The organism is Pseudorhizobium endolithicum, assembly GCF_902153245.2.
Classification (GTDB): Bacteria; Pseudomonadota; Alphaproteobacteria; order Rhizobiales; family Rhizobiaceae; genus Neorhizobium; species Neorhizobium endolithicum.
Window position 1 is genome coordinate 453199 of sequence record NZ_CABFWF030000014.1, and the last position, 19572, is coordinate 472770.

The following is a 19572-nucleotide window of genomic DNA, read 5'->3' on the forward strand; positions in this document are numbered from 1 at the left end:
TGCGCATCATCCCTTCCCTGGGCGGCGTGGGATTGCGATAGCCGGTGACGCCGAGGATGTCCCGGTCCTCCAGCCCCTTGGGATGCCTGCCGTGGCATAGCCGGCATCCAGGCCGACCGCGCCGACATCGAAGCCGAAGCGCTGCCTTTGCCGGTCGAGCCGCTCCAGATAGACGATACTGTCATGCACATTGGCCGGCGTCACATGCGTATCGGTGATGATCGCATGGCGGCCGTCGACGGTGCGGTGATCGAGATAGAAGAAGCCCTTCGGCTTGCCGTCGCGCACCATGTAGCCCGCCTCCGGGTCGGTGCGGCTGACCTTGGTTTCCTTCACCTGCGGCTCGCGCTCCTTTTCCTTCAACGGCTTCTGGCCATGGGCCGCCCGCTCGGCCTCGATCGCCCGGTCGAGATCGGCCCAGTAATCCGCGCGCGATTTCCGCAGCATCGCCAGGTCGTACTTGCCCTTGTTGGCATTGGCCTTCAGATGCGTCGAATCCGTATAGAGCACCGTGCCGTCGACCAGGCCTCGCGCGATCGCCTGTTCCACGATCGCATCGAAGACGTCCTGCGCCACCGACGTATCGTTGAAACGCCGGCGCCGGTTCTGGGAAAGCGTCGAGGCATCGAAGACCGGATCGGTCAGCTTCATGCGCAGGAACCAGCGATAGGCGACATTCACCTCGATCTCGCGAACCAGCTGGCGCTCCGAGCGGATGCCGAACAGGTAGCCGATGAACAGCGCCTTGAACATCAATGTCGGATCGAGCGGCGGGCGGCCGTTGTCGGCGCAGTAAAGGCCGGCCACCCGATCATGGATGAAGGAAAAGTCGATCACCCTATCGATCTTGCGAAGCAGGTGATCCTTCGGCACCAGCCCATCGAGCGTCACCATCTCGAGAGCTGTCTGTTCGGGAGCAGGTTTCTTCAACATGTCCCAGTGAATCACAAAACCCCCAGCCAGGCCAGGGGTTTGTCAGCAGTCTGAGGGCCTGGCGAAAGCCGGGCCCTTTGCGTTTCGAAACCGGCGAAGCAGCGCTGCGCGGCCCGATCCACCGTCAGGTCGGCAGGTGGGTGAGAATGAAGTCCGCGCGCTCCTCCACCGAGCATTTCGGCAGCAGGAGTGTTCGATATCCTAAGGCATTGTAGGCCTTGAGTAATCGATCGTATTCAGCGGCTGCACTTGCGAAATCGTGCTGCCGTTCGCCGTCGGATTGATAGATCTCGGGCCATGGCGGCGTCAGAAAGACGCTTCGATGATATCGGTGGGCCATTCCGAGTTCCGCCAGCACAGGCCGTCCGGTTGCATGTTCCAGGGCCGCGGCGGCGTCGACAAGGCCGCGGTCGAAGAAGACCCAGCCTTCGGCTGTCTGCATGTCCCTCCGGTCGCCGAGCGCCATGGCGAGCGCCCGCTCCGCGAAGGCGGCGAGATCGACCCACGGCAGGGCATGGCCATCGCTCCTCATCTCTTCCGCGACGATGCGACGGCCGGGTTCCGGTACGACAGGGTGGCCGCGCCGCCGCAGGGCATCCAGCAAGGTGGATTTCCCGCCGCCGGAGCAGCCGGAAATGACGACGAAGTTCTCCATGGATTGCTCCTGACAGACAAGAATGGGCGGTATGGGTGAAACGTCACCGAAAAGCCGGGAAATCTTCGGTTGGCTTGTGAAGTCGGCTGGCCGCCCTGGGAAGGAAGTGTTCGATGGCGCAGGCGATCGGTTCCCCGGCCGGCTCAAGGGGCAGGCGAATCCCCGACTTCTGCCGCGAGTTGGCCGACCCGCATCTATATTACGGATCCTGGCAGGATTGTGCGCCAAGGACTTGCCGGGAGCTTGGTACGGCGGAAGCAAGGCGGCATCTTACTGTTGAGGGGTAAATAATCGCATAGCTCCCATTCATGTATTTCGTTTCAATGCTTTCTAATAGATGCTATCGCTTCGGCAGTTATCCAACAGGCCGCAGAGAGTGAACACCCTGCACCCCGCTAGCGAGGCGCTTGATGGCAGTTGCACGCATCGATGGTTTTTCCGGTTCTGCCGCTCTTGCCAGGCTGATTGCCGCAGGAGCGTTTTTTATGGGCGCCAATGCCGCGCTCGCCGGTGGCTGCGGGCAGCCTATCCAGCCAGGCCGCCATGAGTTCAGCATCCAGTCGGCGGATGCCGTCCGCTCGGGCGTCTATTTCATTCCCTCTTCCTATGCCGGGACCGAGAAGGTGCCCGTCGTTTTCGATTTCCACGGCAGCCACAGCAATCCCCTCGGACAGCTGAGGCGCAGCTCCTGGGATCAGGTGGCCGAGAAGGAGGGCTTTATCGTCGTCGCGCTGCAGGGCAGCCTGCCTGGCGCATTCGACGGCACGCATGCCTGGAACGTGCCACTGGTCACGACGCAGGAAGGCGGGCTGGACGAGATCGCCTTCATCGGTGCAGCGGTCAGGACGATCGAGGAGACCGCCTGCATCGACCGCAGTCGCATCTACGCCTCCGGCTATTCCGGCGGTGGGCGCATGCTGTCGCAGTATATCTGCAGCGGTCGCGATGATTTCGCGGCGGCAGGCTTCGTGCATTCGCTGCGGGCAGGGGCTCCGGTCGAGGTGGACGGCCAATGGAAGCCGGATGCCGCAACCTGCGCACCCGCCCGGCCGATGTCAATCATCGCCTTTGCAGGGGAGAAGGACGATGCCAACCCTTATGCCGGCGGCGGCAAGCCCTACTGGCAGTATGGCTTCAGCACCGCGCTCCAGCGCTGGAGCGAACTGAACGGCTGCACGGGGGACGCCGTTACCCGTACGGCAGGAGACGTGACGCAGCGGCTGTACGACACCTGCAAGGCAGGTGCACGGATCGCTGCCTATTCCTACGCCAACGGCACGCATGCCTGGCCGAAGATCGCGCCCGCCGAAGGGGTGATGGCTGCGGCGTCCTCCTCCGCCTCTCAGGCCGGTATCGTTGAGGTCTCGTCGGCGGCCAGGGCGCCGGCCTTCGATCCGTCTGTTGATCCTGCGCCGCGGATGTGGGAATTCTTCCTGAAGGCGGACAAGGCGAATGTCGTGGCGGAGGCCTCGCCGGCCGTGATCAAGACTGGCACGGCTGTTGCTTCCGGCTGTGACGTGAGTGCAGGAGCGCAGGGGACAACGTGCAGCAGCCAGCCGAACGATCTGCGCCGCAGCGGGCAAGGGGTAAGGGACGCCTTGTAACCAAGCCGTTCGGCGGACGTACGCGCCTCGCTGAATTCTACCAGGAAGGCTGCGCAAAAATCCGCCTTCCGCAGACATTTTCGCCCGATATGGAGGCGATCCTCATCAATACGTCAGGGGGACTGACGGGCGGCGACGTGATCGAATGGTCGGTCGCCGCCTCTGATTCCACCCGGCTCACCGTGACGACGCAGGCGAACGAGAAGGTCTACAAGGCCTCGGCCGATACTGCCTCCGCGACGACGCAGATCACCGTCGGCCGGGACGCCAGCCTTCATTGGCTACCGCAGGAGACGATCCTCTTCGACCATTCGGCGCTCAGCCGTCGGCTGGAGGTCGATCTTCACGAAACATCGGAATTCCTTGCCGTGGAAGCTGTCCTTATGGGCCGGCAGGCCATGGGCGAGCGGCTGTGCCGAGGGCTCTTCCGCGACCGCTGGCGTGTCCGCCGCGATGGTCGCCTGCTGCATGCGGAAGACATGCGGCTCGACGGCGAGATCGACGTTCTCGGCTCGCATGGGGCCACGCTTTGCGGCCATGCGGCCTTCGCTACCGTCCTCTATGTCGGGCCCTTGGCCGAGGCGATGATGCCGAAGGTGCGGGACGTTCTGGGCAACGCCAATGGCGGCGCCAGCCACTGGCAGGGCAAGCTCGTCATCCGGCTCATGGCGCCGAACGGCTTCGATCTCAGAAAAGTGCTGGTACCGGCAATTACCGTATTGCGAAACGGAGCGGCGGTGCCGAAGGTCTGGAACATTTGACGATGAGTGCGAAACGATCATGAACCTCACCCCAAGAGAAAAAGACAAGCTTCTGATCTCCATGGCCGCCACGGTGGCGCGCCGCCGCCTCGAGCGCGGCGTCAAGCTCAACCACCCGGAGGCGATCGCGCTGATCACCGACTTCGTCGTCGAAGGCGCCCGCGACGGGCGCTCGGTCGCGGATCTGATGGAGGCCGGAGCCCATGTCGTCACCCGCGCTCAGGTGATGGAAGGGGTCGCCGAGATGATCCACGACGTGCAGGTGGAGGCGACCTTTCCGGACGGGACGAAGCTCGTTACCGTGCATGAACCTATACGTTAACGGGTTGGGAGGCTCATTCATGATCCCGGGTGAAGTCATTGTCGCTGCAGGTGAAATCGAACTCAATGCGGGTGCGCCGACCCTTACGGTCGAGGTGTCGAACACCGGTGACCGGCCGATCCAGGTCGGCAGCCACTACCACTTCTTCGAGACCAATGAAGGACTCTCCTTCGAGCGGGAGATGGCGCGCGGCATGCGGCTCGACATTCCCGCCGGCACTGCCGTCCGCTTCGAGCCGGGCCAGACACGGCAAGTGACGCTGATCCCGCTTTCGGGCGCACGTAGGGTCTACGGTTTCCAGCAGAAGATCATGGGAGCACTCTGACATGGCGACAAAACACTATCTCGGCAGCTGCCAGTGCGGCGCGGTTTCCTTCGAGGCCGATGCCGATCTCGACCAGACCGTGGTGTGCAACTGCTCGCGCTGCCAGCGCCTCGGTTCGGTGCTGACCTTTGTTCAGCGTGAGGAATTCACGCTGAAATCCGGCGAGAACAATCTTTCGGAATATCTCTTCAACAGCAAGAAGATCCACCATCAGTTCTGCAAGACCTGCGGTATCCAGAGCTTCGCCTTCGGCACGAAGCCTGACGGCTCGGCGATCGTTGCCCTGAACGTCAATTGCCTGGAGGGCGTCAATCCCCGGGAACTGTCGCCGCATGCGTTCGACGGCGCTTCCGCCTGAGGTCGCGGTATGAAGGAGGTCTGTCTCATGCGGAAATACTCGCTCGCATTCCTCCTCGTCGGCTGGACGCTCGCGACGGCTGCCCCGGTGCTGGCCGAGGATCAGCCGGACGTGGATTGCGAGAAGGCGATGACGCAGATGGAGATGACCTATTGCGCCGAGCAGGATTTCGCCGAAGCCGATGAGCGTCTGAATGCGCAGTACAAGGTGACGCGCCAGGCGATGAAGGATTGGGATGGGGACGCGATGGATGGCCTGGGCAGTGCCGCGGAGGCGCTTCTGGCCTCGCAACGGGCCTGGCTCACCTTCCGCGACGCGCAATGCGCGTTCCATGGGTATCAGGCGCGCGGCGGAACCATGGAGCCGATGCTCATCTACGGCTGTCAGGCGGAACTTACGCGGCAGCGAACGCAGCAGCTGAAGGAACAGACGGATCTCATGAGCGGCAACTGACGCGCCCGGCTGTTTCAACTCATCCTTTTCAGAAGGTTCACCCATGCCCCACAAGATGTCCCGCGCCGCCTATGCCTCCATGTTCGGACCGACCTTCGGCGACAAGGTGCGGCTAGCCGATACCGAGCTCTTCATCGAGGTGGAGAATGATTTCACCACCTATGGCGAGGAGGTGAAATTCGGCGGCGGAAAGGTGATCCGCGACGGCATGGGGCAGAGCCAGGCGACGCGGGCCGAAGGGGCTGTCGACACCGTCATCACCAATGCGCTGATCGTCGATCATAGCGGCATCTACAAGGCGGATATCGGCCTCAAGGACGGCCGTATCCATGCGATCGGCAAGGCGGGCAATCCGGATACGCAGCCGGGCGTGACGATCATTGTCGGCCCTTCAACGGAGGCGATCGCGGGCGAGGGCAAGATCCTGACGGCCGGCGGCATGGACGCCCATATCCACTACATCTGCCCGCAGCAGATCGAGGAAGCGCTGATGAGCGGCGTCACCTGCATGCTGGGCGGCGGCACCGGACCGGCACACGGTACGCTCGCCACGACCTGCACCGGCGCCTGGCATATCGAGCGGATGATCGAGAGCTTCGATGCCTTTCCGATGAACCTCGCCCTTGCCGGCAAGGGGAATGCATCCCTGCCGAAGCCGCTGGAGGAGATGATCCTGTCGGGGGCCTCCTCGCTGAAGCTGCATGAGGACTGGGGTACGACGCCGGCCGCCATCGACAACTGCCTTACGGTGGCGGACGAATACGACGTGCAGGTGATGATCCATACCGACACGCTGAACGAATCCGGCTTCGTCGAGGATACCGTGTCCGCCATCAAGGGCCGCACCATCCACGCCTTCCACACGGAAGGGGCGGGCGGTGGCCACGCACCGGACATCATCAAGGTCTGCGGCAAGCCCAACGTCATCCCGTCCTCCACCAACCCGACGCGACCCTATACGGTCAACACGCTCGCCGAACATCTCGACATGCTGATGGTCTGCCATCACCTGTCGCCGTCCATCCCCGAGGACATCGCATTCGCCGAAAGCCGCATCCGCAAGGAGACGATCGCGGCGGAAGACATCCTGCACGATATCGGCGCCTTCTCGATCATCTCCTCCGACAGCCAGGCCATGGGCCGCGTCGGGGAAGTGGCGATCCGCACCTGGCAGACGGCCGACAAGATGAAGCGACAGCGCGGTCGGTTGAAGGAGGAAAAGGGCGAGAACGACAACTTCCGCGTCCGTCGCTACATCGCGAAATACACGATCAACCCGGCGATCGCCCACGGCGTGTCCCACGAGATCGGGTCGGTGGAAGTCGGCAAGCGGGCGGATCTGGTCCTGTGGAGCCCTGCTTTCTTCGGCGTGAAGCCCGAAATGGTGCTGCTCGGCGGTTCCATCGCCGCTGCCCCGATGGGCGATCCGAACGCTTCCATTCCGACGCCGCAGCCGATGCACTACCGGCCGATGTTCGCCGCCTACGGCAAGCTCAGGACCAACTCGTCCGTCACCTTCGTCTCCCAGGCTTCGCTCGATGCCGGCCTTCCGCAGCGCCTCGGCGTGGCGAAGAAACTGGTGCCCGTCAGGAATGTCCGCGGCGGCATTTCCAAGGCGTCGATGATCCACAACTCGCTGACGCCTCATATCGAGGTCGATCCGGAGACCTACGAGGTTCGGGCAGACGGGGAACTGCTGACGTGCGAACCCGCCACCGTGCTGCCGATGGCGCAGCGCTATTTCCTGTTCTGACTATGGCAAGGCCATCCGTTTCCGTGCGGCTTCTGACGGCCCAGGATGGCCATCCCTGGTCGGAACTGCGCCATGCATTGTGGCCGGATCAATCGGCCGACGCGCACCTCGCCGAAATCCTGGAGATGCTGAGCGGGCAAAGCGGCGTGGGCTATGGTGCGTTTGGTCCGGACGGTGCACTCGTGGCTTTCGCGGAAGTCTCGATCCGTTCCTATGCCAACGGCTGTACGTCCACGCCGGTACCGTTCCTCGAAGGCATATTCGTCGAGGAGGGCAGTCGGCGGATGGGCATGGCCGGCCTGCTGCTGGCGCGGATCGAAGCAGATCTTCGGGAAAAGGGTTTTGTCGAGCTCTGTTCGGACGTCGAAATGCACAACACGCCGTCGCACCTGGCCCATCGGCACTGGGGATTCGTCGAGACCGAACGTGTCATTTATTTCCGCAAGCCACTGGGGACATGACCCTCGCTCAAGGATGACAACATGCAACGTATAACCGCCTTCCACCGCGCCGGCGTCATCGCCGATCCGCCGATCGATACGATCGCCCTGCCGCACGATCTCCGCCATCTCCGGCGCAAGGTGCTTCACCTCTCGAACGGCGAGATGGTGATGCTGGACCTCAAGGAGCCGGTGCTGCTGGCCGACGGCGACCGGTTGATCCTCGAGGACGGCACCAATGTCGCCATTGCTGCCGCCGCGGAGAAACTGTTCGAGATCCGGGCGCGCGATCGCCTGCATCTCACCGAACTCGCGTGGCATCTCGGCAATCGGCACCTTGCTGCGCAGATCGAGGAAGAGCGCATCCTGATCCTGCGCGATCATGTCATCCGCAAGATGCTGGAAGGGCTCGGTGCGGCGGTCGCGGAGGTGGAAGAGCCCTTCCATCCCGTCCGCGGCGCCTACCACGCCCATGGCGGACACTCCCATGGCCCCGACCATCATCACCCCTCCCACGACTGACCATGGGTGAAGGCCTCCGGACACAGGCCCTGCTTCGCCTGATGGCGTGGATGTCACCGGCATTCCCGATCGGTGGCTTTGCCTGGTCGGGAGGGCTGGAGCGGGCGGTCCATGACGGGCTTGTCCGGGACGCGCCGGGGCTGCGCGCCTGGCTGGCCGCCGTCCTGCGGCACGGCAGCCTGTGGAACGACGCCATATTGTTTGCCGAGGCCTGGCGGCGGCATGACGACCACGAGGCGTTGCGGAACGCATCGGATCTTGGGCTCGCGCTGGCGGGTTCCGCCGAGCGGCATTTCGAGACGCTGTCGCTGGGGCAGGCTTTTGTCTCGGCGGCACATGCATGGCCGAACATGATCGTGGAGCGGCTGCCGAAGGAGGTTCCCTTCCCGATCGCCGTCGGGGCCGTCGCGGCCGCCCATGCGGTGCCTTTGCGGGAAGCGCTCGCCGTCTACCTGCATGCGGCACTGTCCCAGGCCGTGTCGGCAGGAATTCGTCTCGGCGCCTGCGGGCAGACAGAAGGGGTCGCGATCCTCGCCGCGCTGGAAGCGGAAGTGGTGGAGCTTGCCTCCCGCGCCTCGGGCTCCGGCCTGGATGATCTCGGCGCTGCTGGCATTCAGGCCGAGATCGCCTCGCTTCGCCACGAGACACAGAATTCGAGGCTTTTCCGCTCCTGAGCGGCTGGCCCGTCGAACAGAAAGGACAGTGAGCATGAAATCCTCCAACGGACCGCTGCGCGTCGGCATCGGCGGCCCCGTCGGTTCCGGAAAGACGGCACTGACGGAAAAGCTCTGCAAGGCACTACGGGAGGACTATTCCGTGGCCGTCGTCACCAACGATATCTATACGCGGGAGGATGCGGAGGCGCTGGTGCGCTGCCAGGCGCTGACCTCGGACCGGATCGTCGGGGTGGAAACGGGGGGCTGCCCGCACACCGCCATCCGCGAGGATGCGACGATCAACCTGCAGGCGATTGCCGCTCTCACGGAGCGTTTTCCGGATCTCGACGTCGTGTTCATCGAATCCGGCGGAGACAACCTCGCCGCGACCTTTTCGCCGGATCTTGCCGACCTCACCATCTACGTCATCTCCACCTGCCAGGGCGAGGAGATTCCGCGCAAGGGCGGGCCGGGGATCACGCGCTCGGATCTGCTGGTGATCAACAAGAAGGATCTGGCGCCCTATGTCGGCGTCGATCTCGAGGTCATGGATCGCGATGCCTGCCGCATGCGGCAGGCCAAGCCGCATCTCTTCACCGACCTGAAGCGCGGCGAGGGGGTCGATCACGTCGTGCGTTTTCTGAAGGAGATCGGCGGCCTCTGAAGGCCGCCGGGAGGACGTGTCAGACGTCCCGCAGGGCGTTCACGTCGCCGATCTGGATGATGCGGCCGCGGACGGTCACGCCGACCCGACGCAGCGAAGAGAAGGCGCGCGACAGTGCTTCGGGCGCAAGGCCGAGCATGCCGGCCAGCAGGCTCTTCTGGAAGGGCAGCCGTACGGAGGCGGATCCGCCGTCCACCGGGCAACTTTTCAAGAGGTATTCCGCCACACGCTGGGGGGCCGTGTGCAGGCGGTCGTTCGCCACGCAGTCCATCGTCGTCAGCAGGTGGTGCGACAGGCAGGACATGATCGCGCGCGCAATCGCCGGCTCCTGCTCCGCCAGTTGGCGTGTCGTGCGGATATCGAAGCGGGCGAGGGTGGTGTTCTCCGCGGTCTGCGCGTTGAAGCGGTAGACGTCGTCTCCGTAGATCAGGCATTCGGCGAAGGTGTCGCCGGGGGTGCAGACGCGGATATCCGCCTCCCGTCCTTCGCGGTTCAGCCGGTAGAGCCGCACATAGCCGGACAGGACACAGTAGAAGTGGTCGGCCTCGGTGCCCTCGCGGAAGATGACGTGGCGAGCCGGGACGCTGGTGATCGAGACCGCGTTCAGCATCTTCACCAGGGCCTCGCCGTTGAGGGCCGCCATGAAGGGGGTCCGCATCAGCACCGCCTTGTCGCGGCTGTTCATTCTCAGGCTCTTGTTCATCGTGACCGTCGGCTTTTCCATTGCGGGACGCGGTTGTTCGAGAAAATGGTAATGGGCTAAATCTAGCAACTGCCGAAAGAAAGCATTTGATGTCGATCAAATGCGGGAGCGGTTTTCCGCAAACAAAAAAAGGCCGGGCGCGCGCCCGGCCTTCCGCCCGATCATGCTGTGCGATCACTCCGCCGCCCAGGGCGTCAGCCTCAGGACATTGTTTCCGGGCTCGCCGCCGGCCTTGTCGTCGTTGGCACCCTTCTGCCGTTCCATGGAGGCCACGCGTTCCTCCAGCGTTGCGATCGACTGCGCGGCCTCATGCGCCCTGCGGCTGAGTTCCTCGGCCGACAGTTCCGCGACCTCTTCCTCCTTCTTGCCGAACATGCGGCCGAAGATGCGGCCGAGCAGCCGCGAAAGGTCGTCCATGATCAGGAAGAAGGCGGGAACGACGACCAGCGACAGCACGGTCGAGACGATGATGCCGCCGATCACGGCGATCGCCATCGGCGCGCGGAAGGAGCCGCCTTCGCCGACGCCGAGCGCCGAGGGCAGCATGCCGGCCGACATGGCGATAGAGGTCATGATGATCGGACGGGCGCGCTTGCGGCCCGCTTCCACCATGGCATGCACCCGCTCCAGCCCGTGACGGCGCATCTCGATGGCGAAGTCGACCAGAAGGATGGCGTTCTTCGTCACGATGCCCATCAGCATCAGGATGCCGATCAGAACCGGCATGGAGAGCGAGTTCTGGGTGATGATCAGCGCCACCGCGACGCCGCCGATCGCCAGCGGCAGGGAGAAGAGGATGGTGAAGGGCTGGATAACGTCCTTGAACAGCAGGATCAGCACGACCAGCACCATCATCAGGCCGAGCAGCATGGCGTTGCCGAAGCTCTGCGTCATCTCCGCCTGGACCTTGGCGTCGCCGCTTTCGGCAAGACGCACGGTCGGCGGCAACTGGGTTTCGTCGACGATCCGCTTGAATTCCTGCGTCGCCGTGTCCAGCGCGGTTCCGAAGGGCACGTCCGAGCCAATGGAGACGACGCGGCTGCGGTCGTTGCGCTTGATGGAACTCGGGCCTTCGGCATAGTCGATGTCGGCGACGCTGTAGAGCGGCACGGTCTCGCCGGTCGCCGTCTTGATCTTCAGCGCACGGATGGAGGCGAGGTCGCGCCGCAGGTCCAGCGATGCCTGGACGCGGATCGGGATCTGACGGTCGTCGATCGACATCTTCGCAAGCTGCGCGTCGATATCGCCGATCGTCGCGACACGCACCGTCTCGGAAATCTGCTGCGGCGTGATGCCGAGGCGGGCCGCCTCGTCCATGCGGGGGCGGATCTGTAGTTCCGGCCGCGGCAGCGCGCCTTCCGAACTGACATTGGCAAGGATCGGCGAGGCGCGCAGGCGCGATTCCAGCAGGCTCACCGCCTCGTTCAGGTCCTGTTCGTTGGAAGACAGGAAGTTGAAGCTGAGCTCCCGCTCCGCCCGGTCGTTGAGCTTCGAGATCCTGACGTCCGGGATCGAGCGCACCTTTTCGAACAGTTCCCTCTCGACCTCCCATTGCGGCCGCGTGCGGCCATGGTCGGGGATCTTCGGGATCAGGTCGCCGATAACCGGGATCGAGCCGAGGCCCTTGTTGACGAGGGTCTTGAGCAGCGAATGGTCGATATTCTGCAGGATCACGCGGACCGTCGCGCGGCGCAACTCCAGATCGCCCTTCGGCGAGGCGCCGCCGAGGATGAAGACGCTTTCCACGCCGTCGATGTCGCGTACGGCGTCATAGATGACATCGGTGGTCGCCGCGGTCTCGTCGAGCGTTGCATTGGGCGGCAGTTCGACCGACAGCACGATCCGTGAGGAATCTTCGGGCGGCAGGAAGCTGCCCGGCACCTGGCTCAGAAGCGCCAGCGAGGCGGCGAGGAAGGCGATTGCGCCGAGCAGCGTCGCATAGCGCATGTACCACTTCCGAGTGGTGCCGGTCACGAGGCGCGTATAGGCCTTCATCAGGCGACCGTCATTGTCGTGATGGTCGTCCATCGCATCTTCGGCGCGCATCCAGTAAGCCGCCATCAGCGGCGTGATGAGGCGCGCCACCATGAGCGAGAAGAAGACGGAGAAGGCGACCGTCAGGCCGAACTGGATGAAGTACTGGCCCGGTATGCCCGGCATGAAGGATACCGGCACGAAGACGGCGATGATCGTGAAGCTCGTCGCAATGACGGCGAGCCCGATCTCGTCGGCGGCCTCCAGCGCCGCGCGATAGGGCGTCTTGCCCATCTTTATGTGTCGGGCGATGTTCTCGATCTCGACGATCGCATCGTCCACCAGGATCCCGGTCGCGAGCGTCAGCGCCAGGAAGCTGACGAGGTTCAGCGAGAAGCCCAGCAGGTCCATCACCCAGAAGGTGGGGATGGCGGAAAGCGGCAGGGCGACGGCGGCGATCACGGTGGCGCGCCAGTTCCGCAGGAAGAGCAGGACGACGATGACAGCGAGGAGGGCGCCTTCCGTCAGCGTATGGAGAGCGGCCTCGTAGTTGCCGTAGGTGAAGTAGACGGAATCGTCGACCATCTCGATTTTGACGTCGGGATGGGCGGCGCGAATGGTCTTAAGGCTTTCCGCAACCGTCTCCGCGACGGATACCTCGCTGGCGCCCTTCGCACGGAAGACGGCGAAGGTGACGGAGGGCGAACCGTTGAAGCGCGAGAAGGACTTCGGCTCCTCGTAAGTATCGGTGATGGTGCCCAGTTCGGAGAGCTTAACGAACCGGCCGTTCGAGAGGGAAATCGTCGTATCGGCCAGTTGCTGCACGGTACGGGCGTCGCCGAGCGTGCGGATCGTCTGCTCGTTGCCGGCCACCTGGCCGCGACCGGAGCCGAGATCGACGTTCGTGCCGCGGATCTGGTTGTTCACCTCGACCGCGGTGATGCCGTAGGAGTTCAGCTTCGCCGCATTGAGGGCGACGCGGATTTCGCGGTCGGAGCCGCCGTAGCGGTCGATCCGCCCGATGCCCGGCTGTCCCTGCAGTTCGCGCTTCACCGTATCGTCGACGAACCAGGAAAGCTCCTCGAGCGTCATGTTCGGCGAGGTGACCGAGAAGGTCTGGATGGCCTGGCCTTCCACGTCGATCTTCGAAACGATCGGCTCCTCGGCGGTGGCCGGAAGGTCGCTGCGGATGCGGTCGATGGCGTCCTTGGTATCCTGGACCGCCTCTTCGGTCGGCTTCTCGATGCGGAAAAGAACAACGGTCTGCGACTGGCCGTCGGTGACGGTGGATTGGATTTCATCGACGCCGCTGATGGAGGCGACGGCGTCCTCCACCTCCTTCGTCACCTGCATCTCGAGTTCTGCAGGGGAGGCGCCGCTCTGGACGACGGTAATGGAGACGACGGGAACGTCGATATTGGGAAAGCGCGTGATCGGCAGCGAGTAGAACGACTGCAGCCCGAGGAAGAGTAACAGCGCGAAGCCGAGCAGCGGCGCGATCGGGTTGCGGATCGACCAGGCGGAGAAGTTCATCTTTGATCCTCGATCAGTTCGACACGGCCTGATCGGCCTGAACCGGATTGATCCGGTCGCCGTCGCGCACGAAGGCGCCAGCCTTCTCCACGACCATGTCCCCGGCCTTCAGGCCGCTCGCCACTTCCACGAAACCGCCATCCTGGATGCCGGCCTCTATCTCCACCTGCTTGACGATGCCATCCTCCACCTTGCGGGCGAAGGACCCTTCGCGGGCAGTCGTAACTGCCGAAAGGGGCAGGGCGAGGGCGGTCGTCTCGGAGACGATGATTTCCGCGCTCCCGTACATCCCCGCGCGCGCACCGCTCTTCTCGTCGATGTCGATGCGCACGAAGCCGAGCCGGCTGACGGGATCGACGGTCGGCGAAACAAGCCGTACCTCGCCTTCGAGTGTCCCTGCGCCGCCGGCAATGCTGACGACGGCATTCTGGCCCGGCTTTATCTTGCGGATGTCCGTTTCCGAAAGGTCGGCCACCAGTTCCAGCGCGCCGTCGCGGATGACGGTGAAGAGAGGCTCGCCCGCACCGCTGGCAATGGCGCCGACCTTGGCGTGGCGGGCCGAAACGATGCCGGCATAGGGCGTCGTGACGCCCGTTCGAGCCAGCTTCAGGTCGATATCCGCGATCTGGCTTTCCACCACCTTGATGTCGGCCTCGCCCACGGCGACGGATTGTCGTGCAGCCTGGAGGCGTGCTTCAGCCACTTCAGCGGCCGCGGTGGCGCGCTCCACTTCCGAGACCGAGCTTGTGCCCGTCTTGCCGAGTTTGACGGCGCGATCCCGCTGGCGGACGGCGTCGTCGAGATTGGCCTGCGCTTCGATGACCTGGGCCCGATACTGCGCCAGGCCTGCCTCGGCCTTCGCCTTGTTGGCTTCGAGCTGGCTCTTCTGGAGGACGAGAGCGTCTTCGTTCAGCGTCGCCAGAACCTGGTCCGCCTTTACCATGTCCCCGACATCCGCCTCCAGCGAGCGGATCGACAGTCCGTCGACGAGGGGCTGGACGTAGACTTCCTGTACGGGCCGGATAGTGCCGGTCGCGATCACCCGATCCGTGAGGTGTCTTTCGGCAACCTGGGTGACGATGATGGAGGGCAGCTTGGCCCCGGTGGCTGCGGCCGGCTCGCCCGTCTCCTGCGACAGGACGGGTGCAGCGGCCACGACGAAGGTGGCAGCCGGAATGAAACAGGCAAGGCGAAGGAACTTGCGAAGCATGCGTTACTGGATCCAATTGGGGCGAAGGGCTTGATCAGTTCGGCTGTCTGTCCGAGGCGTTTTCCGCGGTCCTCAACGCTGAAACGTCAACTACAGTTGGTGCCCGGCAAGAACACTTGCAAGGGCTGGCGCAAAGTTTCACCGGCCGACGTTCTTACGTCCGTGGGCCTTGCAAATCAATCCTTTGCGGTTATGGCCGACATTACATTTTGTTATGGTTTACGTAAAACGCGCGGCTTTCGGGCCGCGCGTTTCTTTTCGTATTGAAGTATACCGAGCGCGTTATTGCATGGCTGCGTCGGTGATCTCTGTCGTGAAGGCGCCCTCGGGCTCCTTGGTGATGATCTTCTGGTCGAGGAGCGCCTTTGCGGTCCGCTCATAAACGGCCGGATCGAGCTTGCCCGTTCCGTCGCCGATCAGCTTCGCCACCTCGCCCATCATGCGCTTCTGGTGGTTTTCGTCCTGGCCGCCATTGTCCATGACGATCTCGGCGGCTTCGTCCGGATTTTCCATGGCGTATTTCCAGCCCTTCATGGAGGCGCGGACGAACTTCACCATGTTTTCCTTGAAGGCCGGATCGGCGAGCTTGTCTTCCAGCGCATAAAGGCCGTCCTCCAGCAGGTCGTTGCCCATTTCGGTGTAGTTGAAGACGGTAAGGTCTTCCGGCTTGAAGCCGGCGTCGATCGCCTGCCAGTATTCATTGTAGGTCATCACGGAGATGCAGTCGGCCTGCTTCTGGACGAGCGGCTGCACGTCGAAGCTCTGCTTCAGGACGGTGACGCCGTCCGGGCCGCCTTCGGTGGAGAGGCCGAGCTTGTTCATCCAGGCGAAGAAGGGGTACTCGTTGCCGAAGAACCAGACGCCAAGCGTGTGGCCCTTGAAGTCCGCTTCGGTCTTGATCGGCCCATCCTTGGGGCAGATGAGCTGCAGGCCGGACTTCTGGTAAGGCTGGGCGATGTTGACGAGCGGCACGCCCTTCTCGCGGGCGACCAGCGCGCCGCCCATCCAGGCGACGATGACGTCGGCGCCGCCGCCGGCGATCACCTGTTCCGGTGCGATGTCCGGACCCCCGGCCTTGATCTCGACGTCGAGGCCTTCTTCCTCGTAGAAGCCCTTGTCGGCGGCGACGTAGTAGCCGGCGAACTGGGACTGGGCCACCCACTTCAACTGGAGGACGATGTCGGCTGCGGCGGCTGTCTGTACCGCGGCCAGCGACATGGCACTCGCCATCAATGCAACAAGGATATTTCTCATTGTTCTTATCCTTTCCCTCTGAGGTTTTGCCGCCCTCCGTCGTTGCGGAAGGCGGATACGTCTAGCCACCACGGTTAGACGGATGCCAGAACGTCGTCGCCCGCTCGGCGAGCGCCACGACGCCATAAAAAACCGATCCGATGACGGCGGCAACGGCGATCTCCGCCCAGACCATGTCTACGTTCATGCGGCCGATCTCGGTGGAGATGCGGAAGCCCATGCCGACGATCGGCGTGCCGAAGAACTCGGCAACGATTGCACCGATCAGCGCCAGCGTCGAGTTGATCTTCAGCGCATTGAAGATGAAGGGCATGGCGGCCGGCAGGCGCAGCTTGAGGAGGGTCTGCCAGTAGCCGGAGGCATAGGAACGCATGAGGTCCCGCTCCATCGAGCCGGATGCGGAAAGGCCGGCGACGGTGTTCACCAGCATCGGGAAGAAGGTCATGACGATGACGACGGCGGCCTTGGACTGCCAGTCGAAGCCGAACCACATGACCATGATCGGAGCCACTCCGATGATTGGCAGCGCCGACATGAGGTTGCCGATCGGCAGCAGGCCACGCCGCAGGAAGGAGATCCGGTCAGCGAGGATTGCGATCGCGAAGCCCGCGGCGCAGCCGACCACGTAGCCGAACAGTACGGCCTTGAAGATGGTCTGTCGCACGTCAGCGGCAAGGATCGGCACCGAGCCGGCGATCCGGTCCCAGATCGCCGACGGCGGCGGCAGGAGGATGAACGGAACGCCGGCGCCGCGGGTGATCGCCTCCCACAGGAGAAGAACCCATGTACCGAAGATCGCGGGGATCAGCAGGCGGAGCGCCGTCATGGCCAGACGGCTGGATGGCCGCATCTCAGCGAGCTCGGCAATGCAGCGCCAGCCGAGAAGCCAGCTTGCCGCGATCAGCAGGAAATAGGACAGGCGTGCGTCCCCCTCGTTGCCGGAAATGCCCCCGATCAGCAGCCAGGCCGCAAGATGGGCCGTCACGAAGAGGACGGAAGCCCGTGACGGACGGCCGATCCGCAGGAAGGAGGCGAGGGCACCGAGGGCGATCAGCAGCAGGATGAATGCGGTCGTCCCCGTGCCGAACGGCGAGGAGGTGTCGGGCCCGAGGAGCGGCAGCCGCACCAGGGCGAGAAGACAGAGAAGAAGGGCGAACGCGCCCTGCCAGGAGCGGAGGAGGGTCATGCCGGCCGCACTCCCATTCTCCGATCGATCATCCGTGCGCCGATCCCGACGATGGTGACCAGCATGGCGGCCAGTACCGAGCCTGCAATCAGGGCGGCCCACATATCGATCGTCTGGCTGTAGTAGGAACCGGCGAGAAGCTTCGAGCCGATACCGGCGGCGGCACCCGTCGGGAGTTCCGCGACGATGGCGCCGACGAGGCTCGCCGCCACCGCGACCTTCATGGAGGTGAAGAGAAAGGGCATGGAGGCAGGCACCCGAAGCTTCCAGAAGGTCTGCCAGGTACTGGCATTGTAGGTGCGCATCAGGTCGAGATGGATGAGGTCGGGCGAGCGCAGGCCCTTCACCATGCCGACCGCGACGGGGAAGAAGGAGAGATAGGTGGAGATCAGCGCCTTGGGGATCAGGCCAGTCACGTTCACCGCCGCCAGCACCACCACGACCATCGGTGCGATCGCCAGGATCGGCACGGTCTGCGAGGCGATGATCCAGGGCATCAGGCTGCGGTCGAGCGCCTTCACATGCACGATGCCGACCGCGATCACGATGCCCAGCAGCGTCCCGAAGGCGAAGCCCGCAAGCGTCGAGGAGAGGGTCACCCAGGAATGGTAGACGAGGCTTCGGTTGCTCGTCACCTTTCTGAGGAAGGTGTTCTCGAACACGTTCACCGCCACCTGGTGCGGCGCCGGCACGACCGGCTTCGGCTGAGACAGCGTCTTGCCGATGAACTCCATGGTCGTGGAGGTGACGTCTCCCCGCCGGTCGAGGTCGCGCTGGAACGGCGCATTCATCCAGATCGCGGCCGCGTACCAGATAGCAATGATGGCCGCGACAATGGTGAGGATCGGCAGGACGCGGGAGTTGGAGGTCATTTCAACTCCCTCTTCAGAAACGGAGAGGCATGTCTTTCCACTGTCAGAAAAACGAAATCCGGCCGTTCTAAGACCTGTGCATTCTCGAAGCGGAGCACGGTGAAGCCTTGGCTTTTCAGGAAGGCATCACGGCGCAAGTCGTGACTGCGGCCAATGTCGCTCTCGTGAGAATCCCCATCTACCTCAACGATAAGGCGGGCTGACAGCCAGGCGAAGTCCGCAATATAGGGTCCGATCGGAGTTTCGCGGCGGAAGCGGGCACCGTAAGGACGAAGGTCGCGAAGCATGCTCCACATGGCCGCTTCCGCTTTTGTGAGCTCTCGTCTTAGCTGTTTTGCTCTGCTTCTTGTCTTAGGCGCAATGTTCGAATGGGGCACTCCACCTCCCTCCCGTTCGGATGAGCAAGCTTCCCCTCCCCAACCCCTCCCCACAAGGGGGAGGGGCTTAACTCGCCGCTCCGAATGCTGGCTCAATTTGAGGTTGCTCCACCGGGCGACGGTGGGTTGAGCGATGCCGATACGGCAGTCGGAGCCCCTCCCCCTTGTGGGGAGGGGTTGGGGAGGGGTGTTCAAGCCGCGAACACTATTCCTCATAGCTGTGCCCCGCCCTCAATCCCTCGCGCACCCGGTGGGCGATCTCCAGGAATTCCGGCGTTTCGCGGATCTCCAGTGGCCGTTCACGCGGCAGGGTGGATTCGATGACGTCCGTCACCCGTCCGGGGCGGGGCGACATGACGACGATCTTGGTGGAGAGGTAGACCGCCTCGGGGATCGAGTGGGTGACGAAGCAGATGGTCTTTTCCGTCGCCGCCCAGAGCTTCAGCAGTTGCGCATTGAGGTGGTCGCGGACGATCTCGTCCAGCGCCCCGAAGGGCTCGTCCATCAAAAGCAGGTCGGCATCGAAGGCGAGCGCCCGGGCGATCGAGGCACGCTGCTGCATCCCGCCCGACAGCTGCCACGGGTATTTCTTGCCGAAGCCGGAGAGGTTGACGAGATCGAGCGTACGTTCCACGCGCCGCCTCTGTTCCTCCTTTGGATGTCCCATGATTTCGAGCGGCAGGGCGATGTTCTTCTCGATCGTCCGCCAGGGATAGAGCGCCGGCGCCTGGAAGACATAGCCGTAGCAGCGTGACTTGCGCGCCTCCTCGGGCGTCATGCCGTTGATGGTGATCTCCCCGGAGGTGTTCCTCTCCAGATCGGCGATAACCCGCAGGAAGGTGGTCTTGCCGCAGCCGGAGGGACCGATGAAGGAAACGAAGTCGCCTTTCGTTACCTCCAGGTCGACGTCGGACAGCGCGTGCACCGGGCCGTCGCCGGTCTGGAAGGTGAGGCCCAGCTTTCTGGCCGAGACGACGGAGGCGGGGGAAGCAGTCATGCGTTAGGGCCAGTCATGAG

The 19572-nt window shown here is 63.7% G+C and carries 20 protein-coding genes and 1 pseudogene; 11 read left to right on the plus strand and 10 right to left on the minus strand.

The window, feature by feature from the left end; genetic code table 11:
• Nucleotides 1-933 (minus strand): annotated as a pseudogene (locus RTCK_RS17315) (IS1182 family transposase); the annotation flags it as partial.
• A 124-nt stretch (nucleotides 934-1057) separates the two neighbouring features.
• Nucleotides 1058-1588 carry an AAA family ATPase gene (locus RTCK_RS17320; protein ID WP_142519931.1) on the minus strand — a complete coding sequence of 177 codons (531 nt, stop codon included), beginning with the start codon at nucleotides 1586-1588 and terminating at the stop codon, nucleotides 1058-1060.
• Nucleotides 1589-1998: 410 nt separating this feature from the next.
• Here RTCK_RS17320 and RTCK_RS17325 point away from each other — a divergent pair, with 410 nt between their 5' ends.
• The 11 genes from RTCK_RS17325 to ureG are packed head-to-tail and all read left to right on the plus strand — an operon-like array spanning nucleotide 1999 to nucleotide 9446.
• Entirely contained in the window at nucleotides 1999-3192 is a 1194-nt protein-coding gene (locus RTCK_RS17325; protein ID WP_142593705.1) for an alpha/beta hydrolase family esterase, read from the plus strand.
• Nucleotides 3132-3953, plus strand: coding sequence for an urease accessory protein UreD (locus RTCK_RS17330; protein ID WP_142593706.1), 822 nt, complete (start codon nucleotides 3132-3134; stop codon nucleotides 3951-3953). Before RTCK_RS17325 ends, RTCK_RS17330 begins: the two co-directional genes overlap by 61 nt.
• Before the next feature lie 19 nt (nucleotides 3954-3972).
• On the plus strand, nucleotides 3973-4275 hold the full coding sequence (locus tag RTCK_RS17335; protein WP_142519934.1) for an urease subunit gamma: 303 nt from the start codon (nucleotides 3973-3975) through the stop codon (nucleotides 4273-4275).
• 19 nt (nucleotides 4276-4294) lie between these two features.
• Entirely contained in the window at nucleotides 4295-4600 is a 306-nt protein-coding gene (locus tag RTCK_RS17340) for an urease subunit beta (protein ID WP_142519935.1), read from the plus strand.
• A gap of 1 nt (nucleotide 4601) precedes the next feature.
• On the plus strand, nucleotides 4602-4958 hold the full coding sequence (locus RTCK_RS17345; protein WP_142593707.1) for a GFA family protein: 357 nt from the start codon (nucleotides 4602-4604) through the stop codon (nucleotides 4956-4958).
• Nucleotides 4959-4985: 27 nt separating this feature from the next.
• On the plus strand, nucleotides 4986-5411 hold the full coding sequence (locus RTCK_RS17350; protein ID WP_142593708.1) for a lysozyme inhibitor LprI family protein: 426 nt from the start codon (nucleotides 4986-4988) through the stop codon (nucleotides 5409-5411).
• Between the two features lie 43 nt (nucleotides 5412-5454).
• Nucleotides 5455-7164, plus strand: coding sequence for an urease subunit alpha (gene ureC / locus RTCK_RS17355; protein WP_142593709.1), 1710 nt, complete (start codon nucleotides 5455-5457; stop codon nucleotides 7162-7164).
• A gap of 23 nt (nucleotides 7165-7187) precedes the next feature.
• The gene (locus RTCK_RS17360; RefSeq protein WP_185928033.1) at nucleotides 7188-7625 is read left to right on the plus strand and encodes a GNAT family N-acetyltransferase; all 438 of its coding nucleotides are present in this window, start codon (nucleotides 7188-7190) and stop codon (nucleotides 7623-7625) included.
• A gap of 21 nt (nucleotides 7626-7646) precedes the next feature.
• Nucleotides 7647-8126, plus strand: coding sequence for an urease accessory protein UreE (ureE, locus tag RTCK_RS17365; protein ID WP_142519940.1), 480 nt, complete (start codon nucleotides 7647-7649; stop codon nucleotides 8124-8126).
• Between the two features lie 2 nt (nucleotides 8127-8128).
• A complete protein-coding gene (locus RTCK_RS17370; RefSeq protein ID WP_185928034.1) occupies nucleotides 8129-8800 on the plus strand; it encodes an urease accessory protein UreF in 672 nt (223 codons plus the stop codon).
• A 34-nt stretch (nucleotides 8801-8834) separates the two neighbouring features.
• Nucleotides 8835-9446 (plus strand): urease accessory protein UreG, encoded by a 612-nt coding sequence (ureG, locus tag RTCK_RS17375; protein ID WP_142519941.1) that lies wholly within the window; start codon nucleotides 8835-8837, stop codon nucleotides 9444-9446.
• Nucleotides 9447-9465: 19 nt separating this feature from the next.
• Here the strand turns inward: ureG and RTCK_RS17380 are convergent, their stop codons facing one another.
• From RTCK_RS17380 to RTCK_RS17415, 8 genes are all read right to left on the minus strand, one after another.
• The gene (locus tag RTCK_RS17380) at nucleotides 9466-10149 is read right to left on the minus strand and encodes a Crp/Fnr family transcriptional regulator (RefSeq protein ID WP_142522818.1); all 684 of its coding nucleotides are present in this window, start codon (nucleotides 10147-10149) and stop codon (nucleotides 9466-9468) included.
• 174 nt (nucleotides 10150-10323) lie between these two features.
• Nucleotides 10324-13656, minus strand: coding sequence for an efflux RND transporter permease subunit (locus RTCK_RS17385; RefSeq protein ID WP_142593711.1), 3333 nt, complete (start codon nucleotides 13654-13656; stop codon nucleotides 10324-10326).
• Between the two features lie 13 nt (nucleotides 13657-13669).
• On the minus strand, nucleotides 13670-14866 hold the full coding sequence (locus RTCK_RS17390) for an efflux RND transporter periplasmic adaptor subunit (protein ID WP_142593712.1): 1197 nt from the start codon (nucleotides 14864-14866) through the stop codon (nucleotides 13670-13672).
• 282 nt (nucleotides 14867-15148) lie between these two features.
• Nucleotides 15149-16120 carry an ABC transporter substrate-binding protein gene (locus RTCK_RS17395; RefSeq protein WP_142519944.1) on the minus strand — a complete coding sequence of 324 codons (972 nt, stop codon included), beginning with the start codon at nucleotides 16118-16120 and terminating at the stop codon, nucleotides 15149-15151.
• Nucleotides 16121-16181: 61 nt separating this feature from the next.
• Complete coding sequence (locus RTCK_RS17400) at nucleotides 16182-17306, minus strand: ABC transporter permease (protein WP_142593713.1); 1125 nt, start codon at nucleotides 17304-17306, stop codon at nucleotides 16182-16184.
• Nucleotides 17303-18178, minus strand: a complete 876-nt coding sequence (locus RTCK_RS17405; RefSeq protein ID WP_142593714.1) for an ABC transporter permease — start codon at nucleotides 18176-18178, stop codon at nucleotides 17303-17305. The genes RTCK_RS17400 and RTCK_RS17405 overlap by 4 nt, the downstream gene beginning before the upstream one ends.
• Nucleotides 18175-18771: an endonuclease domain-containing protein gene (locus RTCK_RS21070; RefSeq protein ID WP_268963145.1), complete on the minus strand. Its 597-nt coding sequence runs from the start codon at nucleotides 18769-18771 to the stop codon at nucleotides 18175-18177. Before RTCK_RS21070 ends, RTCK_RS17405 begins: the two co-directional genes overlap by 4 nt.
• Nucleotides 18761-19552, minus strand: coding sequence for an ABC transporter ATP-binding protein (locus RTCK_RS17415; protein WP_142593716.1), 792 nt, complete (start codon nucleotides 19550-19552; stop codon nucleotides 18761-18763). Before RTCK_RS17415 ends, RTCK_RS21070 begins: the two co-directional genes overlap by 11 nt.
• Between the last annotated feature and the right edge of the window lie 20 nt (nucleotides 19553-19572).